This is a genomic window from Actinomycetospora callitridis, from assembly GCF_028737265.1.
GTDB classification, from domain to species: domain Bacteria; phylum Actinomycetota; class Actinomycetes; order Mycobacteriales; family Pseudonocardiaceae; genus Actinomycetospora; species Actinomycetospora callitridis.
Map to the genome: position 1 here is coordinate 347,684 of NZ_JAQZAK010000004.1, position 25,563 is coordinate 373,246.

Consider the following 25,563-nt stretch of genomic DNA (forward strand, 5'->3'; position numbering starts at 1 on the left):
CGTGGCCCTCACGTCCTGGTTGGACAAGGGGGCGTCGCTCGGGCCGGAGGCCCCCTGCCTGACCCTCGACGGCACGTCGCTGTCCTACGGCGACGTCGTCGACCTGAGCCACCGCGTCGCCCGGGCGTTGCGACGCTCGGGCGTCCGGCCCGGGGACAAGGTCGGCATCCTCTCGGCCAACGATCCCGTCGCGTTCGCCTGCGTCTTCGGCATCGCCCGCGCCGGCGCCGTCTGGTGCCCGATCAACCCGCGCAACGCCGGCGACGAGAACCGCGAGCTGCTGGCCCTGTTCGACTGCGCGGTGCTGATCTTCCAGAGTGGGTTCGGCGAGCTCGTCGCGTCCATCGCCCCGGCGCTCCCCCAGCTGCACACCGCGGTGTGCCTGGACGGGCCGCGCGGCGACGCCCCGGGGTTCACCGACTGGCTGGCGGCCGCGGACGGCGACCCGCCCGCCGAGGCCGAGCCGCCCGACGACGTCGTCGCCCTCGTCGGCACCGGGGGCACCACCGGACGGCCGAAGGGCGTGATGCTCACCGACCGCAACCTCGAGGCGATGTCGGCGATCACGCTGATGAGCTATCCGTTCGAGGGACGACCCGTCTACCTCGCGCTGGCCCCGCTCACCCACGCCGCGGGCGTGCTCTGCTTCCCGGTGATGGCCCTCGGCGGCGAGATCGTCGTGATGGCCACGCCCGACGTGGGCCGGTTCCTCGCCCTCGTCGAGCGCCACCACGTCACGCACACGTTCCTGCCGCCGACGCTGATCTACATGGTGCTGGGGCACCCCGACCTGGACCGGACGGACCTGCGCTCGCTGCGCTGCTTCTGGTACGGCGCCGCGCCGATGTCGGTGGCGCGCCTGGAGGAGGCGCTCGAGCGGATCGGGCCGATGGCGCAGCTCTTCGGGCAGTCCGAGGCGCCGATGATGGTCTCGACGATGTCGCCCGCCCAGCACCGCGAGCGGGACGGGTCCGTCGCGCGGTCCCGCCTCGCGTCCGCGGGCCGGCCGTCGCCGCTGGTGACGGTGGCGATCATGTCGGACGCCGGGGCGTTGCTGGCGGCCGGCGAGCGCGGCGAGATCGTCGTGCGCGGCTCGCTGGTGATGGCCGGCTACTACAAGAACCCGGAGGCCACCGCGGAGGTCTCGGCGCACGGCTGGCACCACACCGGCGACATCGGCTACCTCGACGCCGACGGCTACCTGTTCATCGTCGACCGGGCGAAGGACATGGTCATCACCGGCGGGTTCAACGTGTACTCCGCCGAGGTCGAGCAGGCCCTCATGGCGCACGAGGCCGTCCGCGACTGCGCGGTGATCGGTCTGCCGGACGAGAAGTGGGGCGAGCGGGTGACCGCGGTGGTCGAGCTCGTGCCGGAGCGCTCGGTGTCCGGCGACGACCTCGTCGCGTTCGTCAAGGCGCGCATCGGCAGCGTGAAGGCGCCCAAGCAGATCGAGTTCTGGGACGCCCTGCCGCGCTCCACCGTCGGCAAGATCCTGAAGACCGACGTGCGGGCGGCGCTGGCGGCACCGTGATCGTCGATTCGGTGACGAACCCGCGCAGATCGGCGTGGGTTCGTCACCGAAGTCGTGATCACCGGTGCCCGGCGACCCCGCGGGGCTCGTAGCGCTCCTCGAGCGCGCGGACCTCGTCGTCATCGAGGCGCAGGTCCACCGCGGCGACGGCGTCGGCGAGGTGGTGCTCCTTCGTCGCTCCGATGATCGGGGCGTCGACGACGGGGTTGTTCAGCACCCACGCCAGCGCCACCTGGGCGCGGGAGACGCCGCGCTTCTCGGCGATCTCGGCGACGGCCTCGACGATGTGCCGGTCGGTGTCGCGGTAGAGCGACTTGCCGACCTCGTCGGTCTCCTGCCGGCCGGTCGAGTCGTCCCAGTCGCGGGTGAGCCGGCCGCGCGCGAGCGGGCTCCACGGGATGGCGCCGACGCCCTCGTCGCCGCACAGCGGCAGCATCTCCCGCTCCTCCTCGCGGTAGAGCAGGTTGTAGTGGTCCTGCATCGTGACGAAACGGGTCCAGCCGTTGACGTCCTGCAGGTGCAGCGCCTTCGCGAACTGCCAGGCCCACATGGACGACGCGCCGATGTAGCGGACCTTGCCCGCCTTGACGACGTCGTGCAGCGCCTCGAGCGTCTCCTCGATCGGCGTGCCGTAGTCCCAGCGGTGGATCTGGTAGAGGTCCACGTAGTCCATGCCGAGGCGCCGCAGCGAGGCGTCGATGCCGGTCATGATCGCCTTGCGCGAGAGGCCGCCGCCGTTCGGGCCCTGGCGCATCGGCATGAAGACCTTGGTGGCGACGACGATCTCGTCGCGGTCGGCCATCTCACGCAGCGCGCGGCCGGTGATCTCCTCGCTCGTGCCGTCGGAGTAGGCGTCGGCGGTGTCGAAGAAATTGATGCCGGCGTCGAGGGCCTGGCGGAAGAAGGGTTTCGACGCCTCCTCGTCGAGGGACCACGGGTGGGTACCGCGGTCGGGGACGCCGTAGCTCATGCACCCCAGGCAGATCCTCGACACGTCGACACCGGTCATGCCGAGCTTCGTGAACTCCATGCCGTCAGCCTGCCCCGCGAACCACCGATCGATTCACACGTCCTCGCGGGAATCGACGGGACCCCGTCCGCGCTCGACCTGAACAGCGTCGGCAGCCAGGGACAACGCCGTTCCCGACTCGGTCGAACCCCCCAAGAATCGCCCAGAACGGTCGTACGCCTCGTGAGCACCCCCGAAGCACCACCCGCCCGGCGACGCTGGCTGATCCTCGCCGTGATCGGGATCGCCCAGCTGATGGTCATCCTCGACAACTCGATCGTGAACATCGCCCTGCCCTCGGCGCAGGCCGATCTCGGCTTCGACGACGCGCAGCGCCAGTGGATCATCACGGCCTACGCGCTGGCGTTCGGCAGCCTGCTCCTGCTGGGCGGGCGCCTCTCGGACCTCTTCGGCCGCAAGCGCGCCTTCCTCGTCGGCCTCGTCGGCTTCGCCGTGGCCTCGATCCTCGGCGGCCTCGCGCCCGGCTTCGAGCTGCTGGTGGCGGCGCGCGCCCTGCAGGGCGTGTTCGGCGCGCTGCTCGCCCCGGCCGCCCTCTCGCTGCTGACGACCACGTTCACCGAGGGACGGGAGCGGGCGCGCGCCTTCGGGGTGTTCGCCGCCCTCGCCGGCTCCGGCGCCGCGATCGGGCTCCTGCTCGGCGGTGCGCTGACCCAGTACGTCGACTGGCGCTGGTGCATGTACGTCAACGCGGTCTTCGCGGCGGTCGCGTTCCTCGGTGCCTCGCTGCTGCTCCCGGCGCAGCCGGTCGAGCACCGGCCGCACCTCGACGTCGTCGGCACGGTGCTGGCCTCGGCCGGGCTGTTCAGCGTGGTCTTCGGCTTCGCGAGCGCGGAGACCGACGGCTGGACCTCGCCGCTGGTCTACGCCTTCCTCGCCGCGGGCCTCGTGCTGCTCGTCGCGTTCGTGCTCGTGCAGCGCCGGGTCAAGGCCCCGCTGCTGCCGCTGAGGGTCGTGCTCGACCGCTTCCGCGGCGGGTCGTTCCTGACGATCCTCGTGCTCACCACGGGCATGTTCGGCGTGACGCTGTTCCTCGCCTACGTCATGCAGCAGGTCTTCGGGTTCTCGCCGCTGATGACCGGGGTCGCGTTCCTGCCCATGGTCGCCTGCATCGTGCTGGCGGCGAACACCGTCCCGGCGCTCCTGCTCCCGCGGACCGGGCCCAAGCCCCTCGTGGTCGTCGGGATGCTGCTCGGCGCGGGCGGGCTCTTCTGGTTCTCGTTCCTCACCCCGGAGTCGGGCTACGCGGCCCACGTCCTCGGCCCGCTGCTGATGATCGGCCTCGGCATGGGCACGGCGATGTCGACGTCGATCAACACGGCCACCTACGGCGTCGAGCCCGGCGACGCGGGCGTCGCGTCGGCGTCGGTGAACACGATGCAGCAGGTCGGCGGGTCGGTCGGCACCGCGCTGCTCTCGAGCATCGCGGGCACCGCGGCCGCCGGCTTCGCGGGGCCGCCGCTCGCCGCGGCGCTGCACGGCTACACGACCGCGTTCGCGGTCGCCGCCGGCATCTTCGTCGTCGGCGCCGTCGTCGTCGGCTTCCTCATCCCCGCCGGCCGGACCACCGCACGGAGCGCCGTCACCACCCGGACCGCCCCCACCGAGCCCGCGGAGCCCGTGGGCACGGGGCTGGTGGGCGCGGTCCGCGACGGTGGCGGCCACGCCGTGGCCGGGGCGACGCTGACGCTCGTCGACACGGCCGGGCGCGAGGCGGGCCGGGCGGTCACCGACGACGCCGGCGACTACACGCTGCGCGCGACGCCCGGCGACCACCTGCTCGTCGCCGGGGCCGCCGGACGTGCCCCGACCGCGCAGCAGATCGTCCTCACCGACGGGCTGACCACCCGCGGCGACGTCGTCCTCGACCTGTCCCCGGAGCCCGCACGCACCTGAGACACGACGGAGCGAGGGTCACCCCGACTGCGTCCCTCGCAGCCGGGGTGACCCTCGCTCCGTCATCGGTGCGTCGTCAGGACGTGTGGTGCGACTCCTGGAGCCTGTGCACCGGGGTCGGGATGCCCACCGCGCGGGCCTTGAGCTGCAGCGCGAGGTAGAGCGAGTAGAAGCGCGACTGGTGCAGGTTGCCGCCGTGGAACCAGAGGTTCTCCTGCTGGGTCGGCTTCCACATGTTGCGCTGCTCGCCCTCCCAGGGACCGGGGTCCTTGGTGGTGTCCGAGCCCAGGCCCCACACCTTGCCGACCTTGTCGGCCACGTCCTGGCCGATGATGTCGGCGGCCAGGCCGTTCATCGACCGGTAGCCGGTGGCCCAGACCACGAGGTCGGCCTCGAGACGGGTGCCGTCATCGAGCACGACCTCCTTCTCGGTCAGCTCGGTGATCTGGCCCTTGGCGAGCTTGACCTTGCCGTCGGCCACGAGCTCGGCGGCGCCCACGTCGATGTAGTAGCCCGAGCCGCGGCGCAGGTACTTCATGAACAGGCCGGAGTCGTCGTCGCCGAAGTCGAGGTCGAAGCCCGCCTCCTCGAGGCGCCGGTAGAAGTCGGCGTCGACCTCGCGGGCCTTGTCGTACGCCGGCTTCTGGAAGTTGTGCATGATCCGGTACGGCAGCGACGCGAAGATCATGTCCGCCGTGTAGGTGTCGACGCCGTTGCGCACGGCCTCCTCGGAGTACAGGTCCCCGAGGGCGTAGGTCATCAGCGTCTCGGACCGGATGATGTGCGTGGAACTGCGCTGCACCATCGTGACGTCCGCGCCGACCTCCCACAGCGAGCCGCAGATGTCGAAGGCCGAGTTGTTCGACCCAATGACCACGACCTTCTTGCCCTTGTAGGCGTCCGGGCCGGGGTGCTGCGACGAGTGCTGGATCTCGCCCTGGAAGACGTCCTCACCGGGGACGGACGGGATGTTCGGCTTGCCCGAGACGCCGAGGGCGAAGACGAGCTGGCGGGGCTTGAGCGTCACCTTCTCGCCGGCACGGTCGACGACGACGCTCCACTGGCCGGACGCCTCGTCGTACGTCGCGCTCTCCGCGGTCGTGGAACCCCAGTAGTTCAGCTCCATGACCTTGGCGTACATCTCGAGCCAGTCGCCGATCTTGTCCTTCGGCGAGAAGACCGGCCAGTTGTCCGGGAACTTCAGGTAGGGCAGGTGGTCGTACCAGACCGGGTCGTGCAGGGCGAGGCTCTTGTAGCGCTTGCGCCACGAGTCGCCGGGCTTCTCGTTGCGCTCGACGATGATCGTCTCGATGCCGAGCTGGCGCAGGCGCGCGCCGAGGGCGATGCCGCCCTGGCCGCCGCCGATGACGACGACCTCGGGCTGGCGGGTGTAGCCGAGCTCGGCGGCCTCGGCCTCGCGCTGCTCGGCCCAGGTGACGCGGTCGGGGTTGGCGCCGTGCTCGGTGCCGAACGGCCGGTCGGCGTTCGGGCTCGCCGGCTCCTCGTGGCCCTTGATCTCGTCGAGGGTGGTGAGGAACGTCCAGGCCTTGTCGTCGGCGTTCAGCCGCAGGTGCCCGGTGCCGCGGCCGATCGCGGTCTCGAACTTCAGCCAGGCCTCGGTGATGCCGTCGGCCTCGCTGGGCTCCCCGCTGACCTCGAAGGACACCGGCGCGACCTGCCGGGCCGCGTCGGCGGACACCAGCTCGGACACCTCGCCGGGGCCCTCGACGGTGACCAGGTTCCAGGTGAAGGACACGAGGTCGCGCCAGTAGGACTCGTCGGCGAACAGCGACGCGGCGCGGTCGGCGTCCCCGGCGTTGAGCGCCTCGGTGAACTGGGTCAGCCAGGCATCGACGCGGGTGCCGGCCTGGGTGCGGCCACTCTCGACCGTCTGGGTCACTGCTACCTCCACGCGGGCGACGTACGGCCGACCGCGGGCACTCGCCCACACCCGCCCGCGGTCGTGTGGCGTGGGGGACAGTGAAGCCGCTCACGCGCCCCAGCGGCAGGGGTTGCAGCCAGGTTGCAGCGCCCGTTCAGGCGCGCCGGCTGCCCCGGACCACCAGCGCCACCCCGCCCAGCAGCACCACCAGGCCGACGAGGGTGGCCGGCGCGAGCCGCTCCCCCAACCAGAGCGCCGCGACCAGCGCCGCGCCGGGCACCTCGAGCAGCGAGACGACGGCGACCACCGGCGCACCCACGGTGCGCAGGGCGCGGTTGAGCAGCGAGTGCCCGAGGAACTGCCCGCAGAGGGTGATCGCGACCAGCGACAGCCACCCGGCCGCGGGCCACCCCGCGAGCGGCACCCCCGCGACGAGGACGACGGCGAGCAGGACCAGCGCCGCCGTGCCGTAGCAGAGCAGCGTGTAGGTCGAGGTCGCGAGCCGTTCCCGCGCCGCCGCGCCGGCCAGCAGGTAGCCCGCCATCGCCAGCCCGCCGACGAGGGCGAGCGCGTCGCCGAGCAGGGCACGCGGCGAGCCCGCGAGGTCGACCCCGGCGACCAGCAGCACACCCGCCAGCGCCACCGCCACACCCGCCCACTCGGCCGGCGCGACCCGCCCGCCGCGCAGCCGGGTCAGCACCGCGGTCCACAGCGGCGCGGTACAGACCAGGGCCGTCGAGGTGGCCACCGAGGTGAGCACGAGGCTCGGCACCCACGTCGCGAAGTGCACCGCGAGCAGCACACCCGCCACGGCGCAGGTGCGCGCGTCCCCGGCACCGACCCGTCGAGGGTCCGGCCGCGCCGCCACGACCGGCGCGAGCACCGCCGACGCCATCGCCGTGCGCCAGAACGCGATGGCCAGCGACGGGACGGCGGCCGCGGCCGCGAGGGGCGCGGAGAACGAGATGCCGACGACCGCGAGGAGCAGCAGCCCCGCCTCGGCGAGCACCTCTAGAAGATCGAGTACGCGCCGTCGACGACGATCTCGTCGCCGGTGTGGAACCCGCCGACGCCGCCGGCCAGGTAGACGGCGAGGCGGGCGAAGTCGTCCGGCTCGCCCCAGCGCCGCTGCGGCATCCGGGCCATGACCGCGCGTTCGAAGCGTTCGTCGTGCAGCCGCGGGGAGGCCAGCGGGGTCTCGGTCCAGCCCGCGACGATCGAGTGCGCGTGGATGCCGTACCGGGCCAGCTCCACCGCGCAGCCCTTGATCAGCGCGGTGAGCCCCGCCTTGCTCGCCGCGTAGGCCTCCGCGCGCGGGGCGCCGTGCACGGTGGACACGCTCGAGGTGCCGACGAGCACGCCGCCTCCCCCGCGCTCGACCATGTGCCGGGCGGCGCCCCGCAGCGTGAGGAACGCGCCGTCGAGGTTCACGCGTGTCACCGCGCGGAAGTCCTCGAGGGTGGTGTCGACGAAGCGCGCGCCCGAGCCGGTCACCCCGGCGTTGGCGAAGCAGGAGTCGACGCGGCCGAAGTGCTCGAGCGTCGCGGCGAAGGCCTCCTCGACGGCGTCCTCGTCGCCGACGTCGCAGCGCAGGGCCCGGACGCGGGTGCCGTACTCCGCGAGCTCGTCGGCGGCCTTCGCGTTGCGCTCGGCGTTGGTGCCCCAGAGGCAGACGTCGGCGCCGCAGCGCGCGAGCCCGCGCGCCATCCCGAGCCCGATCCCGGAGTTGCCGCCGGTGACGAGGGCGACGTGGCCGGTGAGGTCGAAGAGCCCCGTCACCGGATCGACCACTCCCCGGTGAAGTCCGGGTCGCGCTTCTCGGTGAAGGCGGCGAACGCCTCGGGCGCGTCCGCGGTGGCGAAGTTGACGGCCTGGGTGCGCGCCTCGCTCGCGAGGGCCTCGCGCAGCGTGCGGTCGGCGTTCTCGTGCAGCAGGGCCTTCGACTGCGCCGCCGCCACCGGCGCGACGGACGCGAGCCGGGTGGTGAGGTCGGCGACGAACGCGTCGATCTCCTCGGGCGTCTTCACCCAGGTCACCAGCCCGAGCCGTTCGGCCTCGGTGGCGTCGATCATCTCCGCGAGCAGCGCGAGCCGCTTGGCCTGCTGCATCCCCACGAGGCGGGGCAGCAGCCACGACCCGCCGAAGTCCAGCGAGAGCCCGCGCTTGGCGAAGATCTGCGAGAAGCGCGAGGTCGGGGTGGCGACCACGAGGTCGCAGCCGAGCGCGAGGTTCCACCCCGCCCCGACCGCGACGCCGTCGACGCGCGCGACGGTGGGCTTCGGGAGCTCGTGCAGCAGCAGCGCGATCTCGTTGATCGAGCGCATCCGGTCGAGCGGGTGGCCCTCCCGCTTCACGGAGAGGTCGGCGCCCGCGCAGAACGCCCCGCCCGCGCCCGTGATCACCACGACCCGCGTCTCCGGGTCGTCGCCCGCACGCTCGAACCCCGCGCGCAGCGCGTCCCACGTCGGGCCGTCGATCGCGTTGCGGCGCTCCGGCCGGTTCAGCGTGAGGGTCAGGACACCGCTCTCGCGGTGGGCGAGCAGGACCTCGTCGGCCATGGTGCGGAACCTATCGATCGATCGTTCAGGATGCCAGGTGATCGCCCTATGCTGACCCGATGAGCACCGCCGCGCCGGTGCCGCGCGGGGGCGGCCGGGACGCGATCACGCGCGCGGCGCGCGAGAGCTTCGCCGAGCAGGGGTACCACGGCACCTCGATCCGCGACATCGCCCGCCGGGCCGGTCTGTCCCTCTCGGCGCTCTACCACTGGCACACCGGCAAGCAGGACCTGCTGGTGCTGCTCATCGAGGAGAGCACCGCCGAGTACTTCCGCCGCTGCGAGGGCGCGCTCGACGGCGTCGGCGACGACCCCGCCGAGCGCCTGCTCGCGCTCGTGCGCGCCACCGTGGAGTACCGCGTGAGCCGCCGGGTGGAGAGCACGATCGCCGCCGCCGAGTGGCGCAACCTCGCCCCGGAGCACCGGGCGCGGCTGGACGGGCTACGGGAGTCCGCGGGCCGGCTGTGGACCGAGATCGTCGACGACGGCGTCGCGCGCGGGCACTTCCGGTGCGCCCACCCCGAGGACGCCCGGCGCGCGATCGTCGCCGCCTGCAACGCCGTCGCGCAGTGGTACGACCCGGCGGGCGACCTCGCCGTGCCCGACCTCGTCGAGCGCTACGGCGAGATCGCCCTGCGGATCGTCGACGGCCCCCGATGACCAGCCCCCAGCTGACCGACCCCCTAGCTGACCGACCCCCTAGCTGACCGACGCCGCGTCCAGCAGGTGCGCGAACTTCCGCCGCGCCGCCTCGCGCCGGGTCGGCACGTGCTCCGTGGGCACCTCGCGGGGCTCGTAGTCGCGCAGCACCCGGCGGGCGACGGTGACCTTGTGGACCTCGTCGGGGCCGTCGTAGATCCGCGCCGCCCGGGCGTGGCGGTACATCGACTCCAGCGGCAGGTCGGTGGTGTAGCCGAGGGAGCCGTGCACCTGGATCGCCCGGTCGATGACGTTGTAGAGCACCGAGGCGCCGTAGAATTTGATCATCGCGATGTCGGTGAGCGCCGCCTCGGTGCCGCCCTGGTCCATCTTCCAGGCGGCCTGCAGCGTCATCAGGCGCGCCGCGGTCATCTCCGCGGTCGACGTCGCGATCCAGTCCTGCACCATCTGCTTCTCCGAGAGCAGCGACCCGTGGGTGTGCCGGGAGACGGCGCGCTCGCAGAGCATGTCGAAGGCGCGGCGCGACTGCCCGAGCCAGCGCATGCAGTGGTGGATGCGCCCGGGGCCCAGCCGTTTCTGGGCGAGCAGGAAGCCGTCGCCCTCGGCCCCGATGAGGTTCTCCGCCGGCACGCGGACGTCGCGGTAGAGCACCTCGGAGTGCCCCCCGGCGTAGCCCGTGCCCTCCTCGGGGTGCTCCATGGTCGGGATGTCGCGCACGACGTCGACCCCGGGCGTCGTGACCGGCACGACGAACATCGACGCGCGCCGCCGCGGCGCCGCGTCCGGGTCGGTGACGGCCATGAGGATGAGGAAGTCGGCCACCGAGCCGTTCGACGTGAACCACTTGTGCCCGTTGATCACGTACTCGTCGCCGACGCGCTCGGCCCGGGTGGTGAGCAGGGTCGGGTCGGCGCCGGCGTTGGGCTCGGTCATGGAGAACGCGCTGCGCAGGCGACCGTCGAGCAGGGGCTCCATCCACTGCTTCTTCTGCGCCTCGGTCGCCCCCAGCGCCAGCAGCTCGGCGTTCCCCGAGTCGGGGGCGTTGTTGCCGAACACCGACGGCGCATACACGCACTGCCCGAGGATCTCGTGCATCAGACCCAGCTTGACCTGGCCGAACCCGCCCCCGCCCAGCTCCGGCGGCAGGTGCGCGGCCCAGAGCCCGCGGGCCTTGACCTCCTCCTGCATGGGCGCCGTCGCCGCCCGGAGGGCGGGCCCGTCGAGGTCGAGGGTCTCGAGCGGGAGGATCTCCTCGCGGACGAACGTCCGCATCCACGCGAGCTGCTGCTCGAACTCCGGCTCGGTCGAGAAGTCCCAGGCCATGTGTCGCTCCTTCAGGCCCTGAAGGCCAGGTCGAGCCCCGGGGTGTCCCACTCCAGGGCGTAGAGGACGCCGCGTCCCGACGAGGTGACCCAGGCTGAGTGCGAGCCCGCGCCGGCGAAGCAGATGTTGGTGACGTAGGGGTCCGGGTCGGGCACGGGCACCTGCCGCCGCAGCGTGCCGTCGGGCGAGACGACGCTGATCGCGCCGGTCACCAGCGTCGCGACGCAGACGTTGCCGTCCCCGTCGACGGCCAGCGAGTCGAGCGGCTGGTGGCCCGCGAACCCGTGCAGGAGCCGCCGGGGTTCGTCGAGACGCCCCGGGCCGGCGACGTCCCAGGCCCACAGCCGGCCCGGCCCCGTCTCGGCGACGTAGAGCCGCGAGCCGTCCGGGGAGAGGCCGACGCCGTTGGGCTCGACGAGGGGGTGCACGACCTCGGTGATCGCGCCGCCGTCGGGCCGCGCATAGTACAGCGCCCCGGTGTCCTGGTCGCGCTCGCGCTTCTTGCCGAGGTCGGTGAACCAGAAGCCGCCATCGGCGTCGAAGACGATGTCGTTGGGGCCGCGCAGCGGGCGCCCGTCGCAGGCGGTGTAGAGGTCGGTCACCGAGCCGGCGTCCGGCCCGTCGAGGACGACGCGCTGGATGCGCCCGCCGACGTAGTCGGGCGGCTGGTGGCCGGGTGCGGTGATCCCGCCGTCGCGGTCGTGCCACGCGAAGCCGCCGTTGTTGCAGACGTAGACCGCGCCGTCCGGGCCGATCGCGGCCCCGTTGGGACCCCCGCCGAGGTCGGCGACCACCGTCGTCGTCCCGTCGGGCGCGACGCGCGTCAGCGTGCCGCGGCGGATCTCGACGACCAGGACGTCGCCGTTCGCCAGCGCGATCGGTCCCTCCGGGAACCGCAGGCCGGTCGTCACCGCGCGCATGTCCGGAGCCTCCTTCGCGACGGCCGTCGCGCGCAACGGCCCGTCATCCGGGCGGTCATCCGGGTTGGGCCAGGTAGCGCGGGTTGGTGACGGCGAGCCGGTCGGTTGTCGCCGCGCGCACGGCCGCGAGCAGTGCGGGGTCGGTGTCGTCGATCTCCCCGGCCCGGATGGCCGTGGCCAGGGCGGCCTGGTCGGCGTACCCCAGCGCGGCCAGCCGCTCGCGGTGGCGGCGCTCGTGCGCGGGGCCCAGGCGCAGCTCCCGGCCCACGCCGCCGAGGACGTTCGCGGCGACGCGGGCGAGGTACGCCACCCGCTCGTCGTCGCCGGTCACGACGTCCTCGCGCAGGAACGACGTCACGGCGTCGACGAGGTCGACCGCGCTCGGGCGTCCGTAGAGGTCGGAGGGCCCTGCTTCGACCGCCTCACCGACGGCCTCCTCCTGCGCCGGGAGGCCCAGCAGGAGCAGGAGGTCGTGCTCGTTCTCGGCGACCCGCCGGCCGATCGCGGCGAGCTCGACCGACGGCGTCGTCCCGTCCAGGTGCCGCTGCGCCATCTCCCGGCAGCCCAGCGCCCACCAGGTCGTGCGGTGGATCTGCCACCAGCGCACGGCCTCCGGGTCGGGCCGGTACCCGGCCACCTCGGCGTAGCCGTCGAGCAGCTCGTCGACGGTGCCGAGGCCGGCGACGGGAAGCGCCGCGCCGAAGCGCCAGCACTTCACGCAGAGCCAGCCGAGGTCCTCGCGCGGGTCGCCGCGGTGCACCAGCTCCCAGTCGAGCACCGCGCGCAGCCCGCTCTCGTCGACGATGAGGTTGCCGAGGCGGAAGTCGCCGTGCACGAGGGTGTCGGGCACCGGGGCGGGCCGGTGGCGGTCGAGCCGGCGCAGCGCGATCTCGACGACGGGCAGCGGCTCGTCGAGGGCGTCGTAGGTCGCCCGGAGGTCCTCGACCGGGTCCCCCGCCGCCAGCCCCGGGAGCGCGTTCGGCCGGATCGTGTGGATGCGGGCCAGCGTGCGGCCCAGCTCCGCGGCCAGGCCCTCCCGGGCCTGGGCGTAGCGCTCCTCGCGCAGCAGCCGCGGCCCGAGCGTCTCGCCGTCGACGTGCTCGGTGATCAGGTACGGCGAGCCGACCGTCGCGGTGTCGGCGCCGCTGTCGACGAGCCGCGGGACCCGGACACCGGCGTCCGCGGCCGCGGCGATCGCGGCGGCCTCGAGCGCCATCCCCTCGGGCCGGTCGTTGCCCGGCGGGTCGCGGCGCAGCACGAGGTCGCGACGCCCGTCCGCGGACGTCGCGGCGAACGCCCACGTCTCGCGGCTGGCCCCGGCGGTGAGCCGGCGCAGCTCGGTCACCGCGACGGCGGTGCCGGAGAGCTCGGCGAGGCGCGCCGCCAGCTGATCGCGCAGGTCGCTCATCGGATCCTTCGGGGACCCGCGAAGCCGAACAGGTACGCCGCCACCTTGCGCATCTGGACCTCCTCGGCGCCCTCGGTGATCCGGTAGCGGCGATGGTGGCGGTAGATGTGCTCGAACGGCGTGTGCCGCGAGTAGCCGAGGCCGCCGTGCACCTGCATCGCACGGTCGGCGGCGTCGCACACGAAGCGGTTGGCCCGGTAGTTGCACATCGAGACGCGGTCGCTGATCTCCGTGTGCGGCACGCGGTCGAGCTCCCAGGCGGTCTTGCGCACCAGCCCGCGCAGCATCTCGGCCTCGGTCTGCAGCTCGACGAGCGGCCACTGGATCGCCTGCCGGGTGGCCAGCGGCTCGCCGAACGTCCGGCGCTCGCGGGCGTAGGCGACGCTGCGGTCGACGCAGTACTGGCCGGCGCCGACGCCGGACGCGGCCTGCCGGATGCGGTTCTCGTGCACGAACGTCTGCGCGACCGCCAGGCCGCCGCCCTCCTCGCCGAAGATCGCGGAGTCGGGGACGCGGACGTCGCGCAGGGTCACCTCGGCGTGGTCGGTGGGCATGTTCAACGTCCACCAGTGGAAGTCGACCGAGAACCCCGGCGTCTCGACGGGGACGAAGAACGCGGTGATGCCCCGCGCGCTGCCGTCGGTGCCGGACGTCCGGGCGAACACGACGTCGTGGGTGGCCGAGTGCATCCCGGAGTTCCAGCGCTTCGTCCCGTTGATCACCCAGTCGCCGCCGTCGCGCACGGCCGTGGTCTCCATCCACGTGGCGTCGCTGCCGTGGTCGGGCTCGGAGAGGCCGAAGCCGACGCGCGCGGTGCGGGTCAGCATCGGCTCGAGGAACTCCTCGCGCTGCTCGGCCGTCCCGTACTCGAGCACCATGTGCACGAACGGGAAGTTGCCGACCACCGACGACTCGTTCTGCAGGTCGTTGTGCAGGCCCAACCCGCGGTGGGCGAGGTGCTCGCGGATCACCGCCATGTCGAGGTTCGTGCCGTCCGACCCGCCGACCTCCGCCGGCAGCCCGTAGCGGAGCCAGCCCGCGGCGTCGGCCCGGCGGAACATCTCGCCGAGCAGCTCCTCCCAGTCCCGGCGCGGGACCCCGCCGCCCTCGAAGTCGGTGCGCGCCCACTCCCGCCGGTGGTCGAAGAAGCGGGCGTTGTCGTCCTGCTCCTCGAGGGGGCGGATCTCGGCCTCGATGAACTCGTCGAGTGCGCCGAGCCGCCGGGTCAGCTCCGCCGGGAGTGCGAAGTCCACACCGACCTCCTCGGCGAACGTCCGTTCAGCGAGCATGCCAGCGGCGTCGATGCGGACGGAAGAGCCCGCCCGCGTTCGACGATCACGAGCGCGTCATCGACGCCGCGGCGCACCCCGAGGTGCACCAGGTGCCCGTGATCTCCGTGTCGCGAGCGAAACTGGGGCCATGAGCGACGAGCGGGTCCGGGTCGAGATCACCGACGGGGTCGCCGACGTGCGGCTCGCGCGGCCGGAGAAGCGCAACGCGCTGGACCCGGCGATGTTCGAGGGCCTGGTGACGACCGGCGAGCGGCTGAAGGCCGACCCCGCGGTGCGCGTCGTCGTCCTCTCCGGCGAGGGCCCCGACTTCTGCGCGGGCCTGGACTTCGGCTCGTTCCGCGCGATGGCGAACGGGGAGCGGCTCTCGGCGTCGGCGCAGCTGCCGCCGACGGACGGGCCGGCGCGGGCCACGGGGCAGCGCGCGGCGTGGGTGTGGGCCGAGCTCGAGGTCCCGGTGATCGCCGCGATCCAGGGCAACGCGCTCGGGGGCGGCCTGCAGATCGCGCTGGGCGCCGACCTCCGCATCGTGGCCCCCGACGCCCGGCTCTCGGTGATGGAGGTCAAGTGGGGCCTCATCCCGGACATGACCGGGACGCAGGTGCTCCCCGAGCTCGTCGGCCGCGACGTCGCCAAGGAGCTGACGCTGACCGCGCGGGTCGTCAGCGGCACCGAGGCCGCGGCGCTGGGGCTCTGCACGCGCACCGACCCCGAGCCGCGCGAGGCCGCGCTCGCGCTGGCCCGCGAGATCGCCGGGCGCAGCCCGCACGCCGTGCGCGCGGCGAAGCGCCTGATCGACGCCGCCGGCCGGGTGGACCTCGCCACCGGCTTCGCCGCCGAGCAGACCGAGATCGGCGCGCTGATCGGGAGCCCGAACCAGGTCGAGGCGGTCACCGCGGGCTTCGAGAAGCGGGCGCCGGTCTTCGAGGACTAACCGTCGAGCACCGGCAGGAGCACGGCGGCGACGTCGTCGCCGAGCTCGCGCGGCGAGCGCGGGCCGGCGGGGTCGAACCACTTGTAGGTCCAGTTCGCGGCGCCGAGGCACGCGTTGACGTAGGTCCGCGGCGTCATCGGCAACGTCCGCCCCGTCGCGCGCAGGTGGGCGTGCACCGCCTCGAGCACGAGGTCCTCGAACGCGCGGCGGCGGGCGAGGATCGGTGCGGCGAGCTCGTCGGGCAGCTCGGACTCCTCCTCGAAGCAGATCGTGAGCAGATCACGGTGCTCGCAGGTGTAGGCGACGCGCTCGACGATGAGCCCCCGCACGGCCTCGCGCGTCGACGACGCCCCGGCGACGATCGTGCGGGCGCTGGTCAGGCTCTCGTCGAGGACCTCCTCGTAGACCGCGACGAGCAGGTCCTGCTTGGTCCGCACGTAGTGGTAGAGCGTCGGCTTGCGCAGGCCGACCTTCTCCGCCACGTCGTTCATGGACGCCGCGCGGTACCCGCGGCGGCTGAACACCTCCACGGCGGCGGCGAGGATCCGCTCGCGGACCTCGTCGGCACGACTCACCGCGGCCTCCCCCCGGTCCGTGCGGTTGACCCGACTCCTGTGATGTGGGGTACTTTCGTCCGACCGGTCGGTCGAACGCAAGCGAAGGAGCCCGCGTGACCCACGATCTCGACGAAGTCCACGAGGACTTCCGTCGCAGCGTCCGCGCGTTCACCGACCAGCGGGTGCGCCCCGTCGTCGACGAGGCCGAGCGCGAGGGACGTCCGCCCGAGCGGCTCTGGAAGGAGCTCGGCGACGCCGGGCTGCTGGGCCTGCTGACCCCGGCCGAGTTCGGCGGGTCCGCAGGCGAGGGCGGCGAGGCGACCGCCGTCACGGTGCTCGCCGAGGAGCTCACCCGCGCCTGCGGCGGCATCGCCGTGAGCGCGCTGGTCAGCGCCTACATGGCCGCGCCCCACCTCGTGCGCCACGGCACCACCGAGCAGCAGGAGCGCTGGGTCGCCGCGCTCGCCGCCGGCGAGGCCATCGCGGCGATCGCCGTCACCGAGCCCGGCGCGGGCTCCGACGTCGCGGGCATCTCCGCCCGCGCGCGGCGCACCGATGACGGTTGGGTGCTCGACGGCCGCAAGATGTACATCACCAACGCGGGCCTGGCCGACGTCCTCGTCGTCGGCGCGAAGACCGACCCCGAGGGCGGGCACCGCGGGATCACGACGTTCGTGGTGCCGGCCGGCACGCCCGGGCTCTCGTTCGGCGCCCCGCTGCAGAAGATGGGCTGGCACTCCTCGGACACCCGCGAGGTCGTGCTCGACGGCGTCGCGCTCGGCGAGGACGCGGTGCTCGGCGTCGAGGGCCGCGGCTTCCACCAGATCATGGACGCGTTCCAGCTGGAGCGCGTCGTGCTGGCGGCGATGGGGGTCGGTCACGCCGCCGAGGCGCTCGAGACGGTCACCGAGTACCTGCGGGGCCGCGAGGTGGCCGGCGAGCCGCTCACCGCGCGCCAGGCGATCCGGCACCGCATCGTCGCGATGGAGATCGAGCTCGAGGCCGCGCGCGTGATGACCTACAAGGCCGCCGACCGCATCGACCGCGGCCACCCCGAGGCCGGCCGGTCCGTCGCGGCGGCGAAGTACTTCGCGGCGAAGGCGGCCGCGTGGATCGTCGACGAGGCGGTGCAGCTCTACGGCGGCGCCGGCTACCTCGAGGAGACGCCGATCGCCCGCCACCACCGCGACGTCCGCATCCTGCGCATCGGCGGCGGCACCGACGAGATCCAGCTCGAGATCCTGGCGAAGCGGCTGGTGCCGTGACCGGGACGGCGGCCAACGGCGCGGGTCCCGCGTGGGAGGTGTCGGCGCCCCATCCCCCCGGGGCGCCGGCACCTCCCTCGGGGGATGACGTGCTCGCGGCCGCCGACCGGGCGCGCCGCGGCGGGGACTCCGGGCGCTGGCCCGAGAAGCTCCCCGTCCGGCAGCGCCTCGACGTGCTGCTCGACCCGGGCAGCTTCGTCGAGGACGGCCTCCTGGCCGCGGCGACCGAGCCCGGGATGCCGGGCGACGGCGTCGTCACCGGCGTCGGGACGGTCGAGGGCCGGCCCGTGGCGGTGATCGCGCACGACTTCGGCGTCAAGGCCGGGTCGTGGGGCGAGCGCACCTGCGAGAAGCAGATCCGCATCCTCGAGCGGGCCGACCGCGACCTGCTCCCGGTGTTCTACCTCGTCGATTCGGCGGGCGGGCGGCTCACCGAGCAGATGGGCTTCTTCCCCGGGCGCCGCGGCGCCTCGCGGATCTTCCACCTGCAGGTCCGGCTCTCCGGGCGGGTCCCGCAGATCTGCTGCCTGCACGGCCCCTCGGCCGCGGGTGGCGCCTACATGCCGGCGTTCACCGACTGGGTCGGGATGGTCGAGGGCCGCGGGTCGATGTACCTCGCGTCGCCGCGGGTGGCCGAGAAGGTCACCGGCGAGCACACCACCGCCGAGGAGATGGGCGGCGCGCGGATGCACGCCGAGGTCTCCGGCTGTGGCGACTCGGTGTTCGAGGAGGACTGGGAGGCGCTCGCCGCCGCCCGCCTGCTCCTGACCTACCTGCCCGACGACTTCACCGGGACGCCGCCCGAGGTCGAGCCCGTCGAGCCCGAGGCCATCGACTGGGACGGGCTGGTCCCCGAGGACCCGAACATCGGCTACGACGTCATCACGGTGATCGACCGGCTCGTCGACGGCGGCACGTTCTTCGAGATCAAGCCGGACTGGGCCCAGGAGCTCGTGGTCGGCTTCGCCCGCCTGCACGGCCGCGTCGTCGGCCTCGTCGCCAACCAGCCCCAGGTGCGCAGCGGCGCGATCCACGTCGACTCCGCCGACAAGGCCGCCCGCTTCATCGCCCTGTGCGACGCCTTCAACGTCCCGCTGCTCTTCCTGCAGGACGTGCCGGGCTTCATGGTCGGCGTGGCCGTCGAGCGCCAGGGGATCATCCGCCACGGCGCCAAGATGATCCTGGCGATGTCCTCGGCCGAGGTCCCGAAGTTCACGATCGTCCTGCGCAAGGCCTACGCCGCCGGCTACTACGCGATGTGCGCGCCGGGCTTCGAGCCGCGGGCGACGCTCGCGCTGCCCAGCGCGTTCATCGGCGCCATGGGCCCCGAGGCGTCGGTCAACGCCGTCTACGCCGGCAAGATCGCCGCGATCGAGGACGAGGACGAGCGCGCCGCGTTCCTCGCCGCCCGCGTCGAGGAGCACCGCGCCGAGGTCAACCTGCTGCGCATGGGCGACGAGCTCGTCGTCGACGCCGTCGTCCCCGGCGAGGGCCTGCGCGACGAGCTGATCGCCCGCCTGCGCCACGCCGACGGCTGGACCCGCTCCAGCGGGCGCCGTCACCACCCCGTCAGCCCTGTGTGACCCCCACGGAGGAGACCCGATCATGGACGATCGCGACACCCTCGCCACCCTGATCTCCGCGCCGCTGCAGCCGTTGGACGAGCGATGGCGCTCTCCCGAACGGGTCGACGAGCTCGCGACGGCCCGCGCGCGCCACGACGCCGACCCCGACGACTACTGGGTCTGGGTGGCCGAGAAGCACCGCTGGCTCGAGCCGTGGCACACCGTGCGCTCGGGCGAGCTGGGCGACTTCCGCTACTTCGAGGGCGGGCGGATCAACGTCGCCGACAACTGCGTCGACCGCTGGGCCGAGGACCCGGCGACGGGCGACCGCGCCGCGATCGTGTGGGAGGGCGAGCCGGGCGACACCCGCACGGTGACCTACGCCGAGCTCGCCGACGAGGTGAACCGGCTGGCCGGCGGCCTGGTCGCCCTGGGCGTCGGGCGCGGGGACGTCGTCGCGGTCTACATGCCGAACCTCGTCGAGGCGTTCACCGCGATCCACGCCTGCAACCGGATCGGCGCGATCTACACGGTGCTCTTCTCCGGCTTCGGTCGCGACGCCGTGGCCTCGCGGCTCTCCGCGGCCCGGGCGAAGGCCGTCGTCGTCGCCGACGCGATCTACCGTCGCGGCAAGCCCGTCGAGCTGCTGGAGACCCTGCGGGCGGCTCGGTCGGACGCCCCGACGGTGGAGCACGTCGTCGTGGTCGACCGCACGGGCCGCGGCGTGGCCCTGGAGGGTGACGAGGTCTCCTACGCCGCCCTGCTCGCCGAGCACCCCGAGGGTGCGCCGATGGCGTCGCTCGACCCCAACGAGGCCGCGTTCCTGATCTTCACCAGCGGCACCGAGTCGAAGCCGAAGGGCGTCGTGCACTCGGTCGGCGGCTTCCTGCTCGGGACGTGGGCGAACGTGCACTGGCAGGCCGGGCCCGTCGACGGCGACGTCTACTGGGTGGCCGCCGACGTCGGCTGGCTGACCTTCCCGATCCAGGCCGTGATCGGCGGGCTGGCCCACGGCTCGACGATCGCCTGCTACGAGGGCGCGCTGGACACCCCGTCGTCGTCGCGGTTCTACGACGTCTGCGAACGCCACGGCGTCACGCAGGTGCTGTGCGCGCCGACGGTGCTGCGGATGCTGCGCAAGTTCGGTGACGACCTCGCCGCCGCCCACCCGCTCCCCCGCCTCGCGCTGATCACCGTGCAGGGCGAGCCGCTCGACGGGGAGACGTTCACCTGGGCGAACGAGACGTTCGGCGTCCCGATCGTCAACGCCTACGGGCAGACCGAGACCGGCTCGACGTGGACCTATCCCGTCACCGGCGTCGACGACCTCAAGGCCGGCTCGGCCGGCACCCCGGTGCCGGGCCACGCCTTCGACGTCGTCGACGACGACGGCGCGCCGGTGACGCCGGGGGTCAAGGGCAACCTCGTGATGACCCGGCCGTTCCCCACCCTCGCGCGCACCGTGTGGGACGACCACGACCGCTACCTCTCGACCTACTTCGGGCGCTTCCCCGGGCGCTACGCCACGAACGACGAGGCCGTCGTGGACGCCGACGGGCACCTGTGGGTGCTCGGGCGCGCCGACGACGTCATCAACGTCGCCGCGCACCGCCTCTCGACGATGGAGATCGAGGCCGTCGTCGGCACCCACCCGCGCGTCGTCGAGGCCGCCGTCGTCGGGGTGCCCGACGCGACCAAGGGCACGGTGCCGGTGGCGTTCGTGACCGTGTCCGGTGAGCCCGAGGGAGTGCCCGACGAGGTCCGGGACCTGGTCGGCGAGACCATCGGCGGGCTCGCGCGGCCCGACCGCGTGATCGTCACCTCGGCGATGCCGAAGACCCGCACCGGCAAGATCATGCGCCGGCTGATGCGGGAGGTCCTGCTGCACGGCGAGGCCCGCAGCGACACCAGCGCGCTCGAGGACCCGGGCAGCCTGGACACCCTCGCTGCGGCGGTCCGCGGATGAGCGGCCTGTGGTTCGAGGACCTCACCGAGGGACTCGTGGTCGAGCACGCCGTCCGGCGCACGGTCACCGAGACCGACAACGTGCTGTTCACGACCATGACGATGAACCCCGCGCCGCTGCACCTCGACCACCAGTACGCCGAGGGCACCGAGTTCGGGCGTCCGCTGGTGAACAGCATGTTCACCCTCGCGCTGGTGGTCGGGCTCTCGGTGCCGGAGCTGACGCTGGGGACGATCGTCGCCCAGCTCGGGCTCGACGAGGTGACGTTCCCGGCGCCGGTGTTCCAGGGGGACACCGTGCGGGTGTCCACCGAGGTCGTCTCGGCGCGCGAGTCACGCAAGCGGCCCGACGCCGGGATCGTGGTGTTCGCCCACCGCGCCCGCAACCAGCGCGACGATGTCGTGTGCTCCTGCAGGCGCACCGGCCTCATGCACCGGCGGCCCGCATGAGGGTCCCCCGGAGCCTGCTGTTCGTGCCCGGCGCGCGGCCCGACATGGTGGCCAAGGTGCCGCGCTGGGCGCCCGACGCGGTGGCCGTCGACCTCGAGGACGCCGTGGCCGCGGGCGACAAGGAGTCCGCGCGCGACGCCACGGTCCGCGCCGTCGCCGAGCTGCCCCGCGACGGCGGGACGCTCGTGCTGATCCGCGTCAACGGCCCGACGACGCCCTGGTACGCCGACGACGTCGCCGCGGTCGCGGAGTCGGCCGCCGACGGCGTCGTGCTGCCCAAGCTGGAGTCCCCGGACCAGCTCGAGGACCTGCGCTCCCGTCTCGGTGACCGCCCGGTGATCGGGGGCCTCGAGTCGGCGCGCGGGGTGGCGCGGTGCCGGGAGCTGATGACCGGCCTGCTGGCGGCGTACTTCGGCGCCGAGGACTACATCGCCTCGGTCGGAGGCCGGCGCACGGCGGGAGGGCAGGAGGTGCTGTTCGCGCGCAGCGAGGTGGTGCTCGCGGCCGCGGTCGCCGGCGTCGGGCTGCTCGACCAGGCCGTCGTCGCCGCCCACGACGCCGAGGCGTTCCGGGCCGACGCCGCCGTCGGCCGCGACCTCGGGTACGACGGCAAGATCTGCATCCACCCCTCGCAGGTCGCGCTCGCGCACGAGACCTTCACCCCGACCGACGAGGAGATCGCCCACGCCCGCCTCGTGATCGAGGCCGGGTCCTCGGGGGTGGGGGTCGTCGACGGCGAGATGGTCGACGCGGTGCACCTGACGATGGCCAGGGCGGTCCTGTCGCGAGCGGGCGTCGAGGCGTGAGGGCCGACACGCACGTGAGGATCGGCTTGGTCCTGCCGCCCACCGGCGACCCCGCCGACGTCCCGGACACCGCCCGGCGGGCCGAGGAGCAGGGGTTCGACCTCGTCGCGAGCGGCGAGCACGTGCTGTTCGGGAGCCCGACGCCCAACGCGTTCGTCACCCTCGCCGCCGCCGCGGCCGTCACCACCCGCGTGCGCCTGCTCAGCGCCGTCACGCTGCTGCCGCTCTACCCCGCGCCGCTCGCCGCGAAGATGGCCGCGACCCTCGACCGGATCTCCGGCGGCCGCTTCGAGCTCGGCATCGGGGTCGGCGGCGAGAACCCCGTGGAGTTCGCGGCGTGCGGGGTGCCCGTCCGCGAGCGGGGGCGGCGCACCGACGAGGCGCTCGACGTCCTCGTCACGCTCTTCGCCGGCGAGCCGATCGACGTCGACGGCACGCCCGCCACGCTCGACCCGCTGCCGATCCAGCGCCCGCGTCCGCCGGTGTGGGTCGGCGGGCGCTCCGAGGCCTCGATGCGTCGCGCCGGGCGCGCGGGCGACGTGTGGATGCCGTACCTGGGCAGCCCGGACCGTGTCGCCCGGGGCCTGGCCACCGCCCGCGCGGAGGCCGAGCGCCACGGGCGCGACCCCGCCGAGGTCTCCGGGGCCTACTTCGCGTGGACGGCCGTCGACCCCGACCCCGCCGTCGCCCGCCGCCGCGCGCGGGACAGCCTCGCCGCCACCTACGGGCAGGACATGGACCGCATCCTCGACGCGGTCGTCCCCCACGGCACGCCCGAGCAGGTCGCCGCCCGGCTCGCCGAGTACGCCGACGCCGGCGCCGACTCGGTGGTCCTCGCGCCCGCGGTCGACGCCGCGGACCGCGAGCGGATGCTGGATCTCGTGGCCGGCGAGGTCCTCCCCCGCCTGCGCCGCGCGTAGGCCGTGCCGGTGGGCGGAAGCCACCGTGACGACGGGCCCCGCGTGGCGCAGAGTGCCGAGGTCATCCCCTGCCGACCCCCTGCCGACAACCCCTGCCGACACCGGCCGACGAGGAGCACCCGTGACCGCGGAGTTCGTGACACCGACGTCCGAGGAGACCCTGCCGGGGCGTCCGTCCCCGTTCTTCCTCGCGGCGGGTGAGGGCGAGCGGGCGCACCTGTTCGACCAGCTCTTCACCGTGCTCCTCTCCGGTGACGAGACCGAGGGGCAGTTCGGCGTGTTCACCATGGAGGCGCCGAAGGGGCAGGCCATCCCGGTGCACTCCCACGACGACGTCCACGAGATCTTCTACGTGCTCGACGGGCGTGTGCGCGTCGCCGTCGAGGACGCCGACGGGCGGCTGCTCGACCGCGTCCTGACCACCGGCGACTTCGGCTACGTCCCGGCCGGGCGCAGGCACACCTTCCGCGTCGAGTCGCACCGGGCGCGCACGCTCGGGGTGTCGACCGGCGGCTTCGAGCGCTTCTTCGCCGCGGCCGGCGAGCGGACGGCCTCGACGATGCCGCCCGCCGAGCCCGTCATCCCCTCCCGCGAGCAGCTCGGCGACGCCGCGCGCCGCTACCGCAACGAGTTCCACCACGATGTCCGCCTCCTCGACTGACGCCCCGAGCGAGCCGCCGGACCTTCCCGAGCCCGTCCTCGCCGACGGCGTCACGACCTGGCGGGCGGTCGAGTTCGCGGCCGTCCCCGGGTACCGGCCGCTGCTGCTCGACCTGCACCGACCCGACGGTCCGCTGCCGGCGCTGATCGTCTTCCTGCACGGCGGCGGCTGGCGCGGCGGCAGCCGTACGGGCTTCGGACCGGCCTACGCCGACTGGTCGCCGTCGCCGTTCCTGCAGCTCGCGGCGCACGGGTTCGCGGTGGCGTCGCTGGACTACCGGCTCAGCGGCGAGGCCCGCTTCCCGGCGCCGCTGGAGGACGTCGCCGCGGGGCTCGGCTGGTTGCGGGCCCACGCCGAGCACCTCGAGATCGACCCCACCCGCATCGCGCTGTGGGGCGAGTCGGCGGGCGGGCACCTCGCCGCCCTGCTGGGCCTCACCGACCCCGGCGTCCGCGCGGTCGTCGACTGGTACGGCCCGGCCGACCTGACGACGGTCGCCACCGACGCCGCCACCGGGGGCATCAGCGCCGTCGACCCGGGCGCGCCGGACTCGCGCGAGGCGCTGCTGCTGGGTGTCGCGCCGTCGTCGGACCCCGAGCGGGCCCGGGCGGCGAGCCCGGTGACGCACGTCCACGCCGACGCGCCGCCGTTCCTGCTGCTGCACGGCACGGCCGACCGCCTCGTCCCGACCCGGCAGTCGGAGCGCTTCGGCGCGGCTCTGAGGGACGCCGGCGCCGCGATGACGCTCGAGCTGTTCGACGGCGCCGACCACCTGTGGCTCGGGCGGCCCGACGTCGCCCGGGCCGCCTTCGACCGCTCCGTCGACTTCGTCCTGGAGTGCCTCACGAGCTGACCGGCGTGCTCGTTCCGGTGCGTGCCGACCTGGTGACGAACGGTGCTCGGAGCGTTAGCATATGCGGCTCAAGCGGCCGCACTCGGCCGTACCGCGCCCCGGACCCCTGGCGCTCCGTCATCACTGCGTCGCGTCCAGGGGGCCACCGAGATGAGCCGCATCACCGTCACCCGCACGAGCTCCTCGCGATGGGTGGGCGAGCACCACCGCAAGACGATCTTCGTCATCGGTGGCGCCGTCGACGGCGCCGCCGTCCCGTCCCTGCGCGCCCGGGCGGAGTCCGAGGCCCGCGAGGGCTCGACGCGGGTGGTCCTGGACATCCGCGGGATCGTGTCGTGCGACCGCGCCGGCCTCCTGGGCCTCGCCCGCCTGCGCGGCCGGCTCGAGGCCCATCCCGAGTGCGTGGTGGACGTGGTCGGCGCGCGCTGGCCGCAGTTCGCCGACATCCTCGCCCGCGAGGCCGCCGAGGGCACCGAGACGCTCCGGGGGACGGTCCGGGAGCTCCGCCGCCCGCTCATGATCGACCCGCACCGCGTCCCGGTCGTCCCGCCCTCGGTCCCGGCCCCCCGGACGATGCCACCCACCGAGATGCGCCCGGCCGACAGCTGATGATCACCAACCGCGATCTCGAGTGCATCGGACTGTCCACGGGATGCGTGTGCCCGGCCGGCACGGACACCGCCGCGGTCCGTGGGGCCTGGCTGTGGGAGCGGCGCCCGGCACAGCCGGAGACGATCCTCGCGCTCCGCCGTCTCGTCCGGCGGTGGACGGTGGCGACGGTGGTGGACGAGGAGATCGGTGAGTCGATCGTCCTGGTGGTCGACGAGGCGGTGAGCAACGTCGTCGAGCACGCCTATCCGGGCCCCGTCGGGGACGTCTCGCTGTTCGCGGCACCCCGCCCGTGCGGGAACGGCGTGGTCGTGGTCGTCGAGGACCAGGGGGTCTGGTCGCCGCCGAACGCGGACCCGGGCTTCCGCGGCCGCGGACTCGACCTCGTGCGCGAGCTCTCGGACCACCACTACGTGGTGGGGTCGGACCTCGGCACCACGGTCCGGATGTGCTGGCGGGCCCCCGTCACGAGCTGAGGGGGC

Annotated in this window: 24 protein-coding genes; 14 read left to right on the forward strand and 10 right to left on the reverse strand. The window is 73.8% G+C overall.

The genetic code is table 11. The annotated features are described in order from the left end of the window. Position 1 precedes the first annotated feature (1 nt). A complete protein-coding gene (locus PH191_RS16165; RefSeq protein ID WP_274195645.1) occupies positions 2–1,534 on the forward strand; it encodes an acyl-CoA synthetase in 1,533 nt (510 codons plus the stop codon). Between the two features lie 58 nt (positions 1,535–1,592). Here PH191_RS16165 and PH191_RS16170 read toward each other — a convergent pair whose 3' ends face one another. Continuing rightward, positions 1,593–2,564, reverse strand: a complete 972-nt coding sequence (locus PH191_RS16170; protein ID WP_274195646.1) for an aldo/keto reductase — start codon at positions 2,562–2,564, stop codon at positions 1,593–1,595. Positions 2,565–2,726: 162 nt separating this feature from the next. On the opposite strand from PH191_RS16170, the gene PH191_RS16175 reads away from it, so the two are divergent. Next, positions 2,727–4,457, forward strand: coding sequence for an MFS transporter (locus PH191_RS16175; protein ID WP_337994066.1), 1,731 nt, complete (start codon positions 2,727–2,729; stop codon positions 4,455–4,457). A gap of 76 nt (positions 4,458–4,533) precedes the next feature. Here PH191_RS16175 and PH191_RS16185 read toward each other — a convergent pair whose 3' ends face one another. The 4 genes from PH191_RS16185 to PH191_RS16200 all read right to left on the reverse strand — a co-directional run bounded on the left by PH191_RS16185 (position 4,534) and on the right by PH191_RS16200 (position 8,897). Continuing rightward, complete coding sequence (locus PH191_RS16185) at positions 4,534–6,357, reverse strand: NAD(P)/FAD-dependent oxidoreductase (protein WP_274195647.1); 1,824 nt, start codon at positions 6,355–6,357, stop codon at positions 4,534–4,536. Positions 6,358–6,493: 136 nt separating this feature from the next. Continuing rightward, positions 6,494–7,348: a DMT family transporter gene (locus PH191_RS16190; RefSeq protein ID WP_274195648.1), complete on the reverse strand. Its 855-nt coding sequence runs from the start codon at positions 7,346–7,348 to the stop codon at positions 6,494–6,496. 2 nt (positions 7,349–7,350) lie between these two features. After that, positions 7,351–8,118: an SDR family NAD(P)-dependent oxidoreductase gene (locus tag PH191_RS16195; RefSeq protein WP_274195649.1), complete on the reverse strand. Its 768-nt coding sequence runs from the start codon at positions 8,116–8,118 to the stop codon at positions 7,351–7,353. Beyond that, positions 8,115–8,897 carry an enoyl-CoA hydratase/isomerase family protein gene (locus PH191_RS16200; protein WP_274195650.1) on the reverse strand — a complete coding sequence of 261 codons (783 nt, stop codon included), beginning with the start codon at positions 8,895–8,897 and terminating at the stop codon, positions 8,115–8,117. Before PH191_RS16200 ends, PH191_RS16195 begins: the two co-directional genes overlap by 4 nt. 59 nt (positions 8,898–8,956) lie before the next feature. Here PH191_RS16200 and PH191_RS16205 point away from each other — a divergent pair, with 59 nt between their 5' ends. Further along, positions 8,957–9,556, forward strand: a complete 600-nt coding sequence (locus PH191_RS16205; protein ID WP_274195651.1) for a TetR/AcrR family transcriptional regulator — start codon at positions 8,957–8,959, stop codon at positions 9,554–9,556. Positions 9,557–9,595: 39 nt separating this feature from the next. Here the strand turns inward: PH191_RS16205 and PH191_RS16210 are convergent, their stop codons facing one another. From PH191_RS16210 to PH191_RS16225, 4 genes are read right to left on the reverse strand one after another with little or no spacing between them, the layout of a single operon-like run. Then, positions 9,596–10,879 (reverse strand): acyl-CoA dehydrogenase family protein, encoded by a 1,284-nt coding sequence (locus tag PH191_RS16210; protein WP_274195652.1) that lies wholly within the window; start codon positions 10,877–10,879, stop codon positions 9,596–9,598. 11 nt (positions 10,880–10,890) lie between these two features. Beyond that, positions 10,891–11,799: an SMP-30/gluconolactonase/LRE family protein gene (locus tag PH191_RS16215; protein ID WP_274195653.1), complete on the reverse strand. Its 909-nt coding sequence runs from the start codon at positions 11,797–11,799 to the stop codon at positions 10,891–10,893. A 55-nt stretch (positions 11,800–11,854) separates the two neighbouring features. Beyond that, complete coding sequence (locus PH191_RS16220) at positions 11,855–13,207, reverse strand: phosphotransferase family protein (RefSeq protein WP_274195654.1); 1,353 nt, start codon at positions 13,205–13,207, stop codon at positions 11,855–11,857. Then, on the reverse strand, positions 13,204–14,460 hold the full coding sequence (locus PH191_RS16225) for an acyl-CoA dehydrogenase family protein (RefSeq protein WP_274195655.1): 1,257 nt from the start codon (positions 14,458–14,460) through the stop codon (positions 13,204–13,206). Before PH191_RS16225 ends, PH191_RS16220 begins: the two co-directional genes overlap by 4 nt. A gap of 166 nt (positions 14,461–14,626) precedes the next feature. Here PH191_RS16225 and PH191_RS16230 point away from each other — a divergent pair, with 166 nt between their 5' ends. After that, entirely contained in the window at positions 14,627–15,430 is an 804-nt protein-coding gene (locus tag PH191_RS16230; RefSeq protein WP_274195656.1) for a crotonase/enoyl-CoA hydratase family protein, read from the forward strand. Here the strand turns inward: PH191_RS16230 and PH191_RS16235 are convergent. Further along, the gene (locus PH191_RS16235) at positions 15,427–16,005 is read right to left on the reverse strand and encodes a TetR/AcrR family transcriptional regulator (RefSeq protein WP_274195657.1); all 579 of its coding nucleotides are present in this window, start codon (positions 16,003–16,005) and stop codon (positions 15,427–15,429) included. The two genes, PH191_RS16230 and PH191_RS16235, sit on opposite strands and share 4 nt — an antisense overlap. A gap of 95 nt (positions 16,006–16,100) precedes the next feature. Here PH191_RS16235 and PH191_RS16240 point away from each other — a divergent pair, with 95 nt between their 5' ends. The 10 genes from PH191_RS16240 (at position 16,101) to PH191_RS16285 (ending at position 25,557) form a co-directional block, all read left to right on the forward strand. Beyond that, the gene (locus PH191_RS16240) at positions 16,101–17,252 is read left to right on the forward strand and encodes an acyl-CoA dehydrogenase family protein (RefSeq protein WP_274195658.1); all 1,152 of its coding nucleotides are present in this window, start codon (positions 16,101–16,103) and stop codon (positions 17,250–17,252) included. Between the two features lie 89 nt (positions 17,253–17,341). Beyond that, positions 17,342–18,835, forward strand: a complete 1,494-nt coding sequence (locus PH191_RS16245; protein WP_274195659.1) for an acyl-CoA carboxylase subunit beta — start codon at positions 17,342–17,344, stop codon at positions 18,833–18,835. Between the two features lie 22 nt (positions 18,836–18,857). Further along, complete coding sequence (locus PH191_RS16250) at positions 18,858–20,783, forward strand: AMP-binding protein (protein WP_274195660.1); 1,926 nt, start codon at positions 18,858–18,860, stop codon at positions 20,781–20,783. Further along, positions 20,780–21,232 carry a MaoC family dehydratase gene (locus PH191_RS16255; protein WP_274195661.1) on the forward strand — a complete coding sequence of 151 codons (453 nt, stop codon included), beginning with the start codon at positions 20,780–20,782 and terminating at the stop codon, positions 21,230–21,232. Before PH191_RS16250 ends, PH191_RS16255 begins: the two co-directional genes overlap by 4 nt. Beyond that, positions 21,229–22,038 carry an HpcH/HpaI aldolase/citrate lyase family protein gene (locus PH191_RS16260; protein WP_274195662.1) on the forward strand — a complete coding sequence of 270 codons (810 nt, stop codon included), beginning with the start codon at positions 21,229–21,231 and terminating at the stop codon, positions 22,036–22,038. Before PH191_RS16255 ends, PH191_RS16260 begins: the two co-directional genes overlap by 4 nt. A gap of 26 nt (positions 22,039–22,064) precedes the next feature. Further along, a complete protein-coding gene (locus tag PH191_RS16265) occupies positions 22,065–22,958 on the forward strand; it encodes an LLM class flavin-dependent oxidoreductase (RefSeq protein ID WP_274195663.1) in 894 nt (297 codons plus the stop codon). Between the two features lie 121 nt (positions 22,959–23,079). Further along, positions 23,080–23,619, forward strand: coding sequence for a quercetin 2,3-dioxygenase (locus PH191_RS16270; protein ID WP_274195664.1), 540 nt, complete (start codon positions 23,080–23,082; stop codon positions 23,617–23,619). Then, positions 23,600–24,472 (forward strand): alpha/beta hydrolase, encoded by an 873-nt coding sequence (locus PH191_RS16275; protein ID WP_274195665.1) that lies wholly within the window; start codon positions 23,600–23,602, stop codon positions 24,470–24,472. Before PH191_RS16270 ends, PH191_RS16275 begins: the two co-directional genes overlap by 20 nt. A 150-nt stretch (positions 24,473–24,622) precedes the next feature. Further along, complete coding sequence (locus PH191_RS16280) at positions 24,623–25,081, forward strand: STAS domain-containing protein (protein ID WP_274195666.1); 459 nt, start codon at positions 24,623–24,625, stop codon at positions 25,079–25,081. Then, positions 25,081–25,557 (forward strand): ATP-binding protein, encoded by a 477-nt coding sequence (locus PH191_RS16285; protein ID WP_274195667.1) that lies wholly within the window; start codon positions 25,081–25,083, stop codon positions 25,555–25,557. The genes PH191_RS16280 and PH191_RS16285 overlap by 1 nt, the downstream gene beginning before the upstream one ends. The last annotated feature ends 6 nt before the right edge of the window (positions 25,558–25,563 follow it).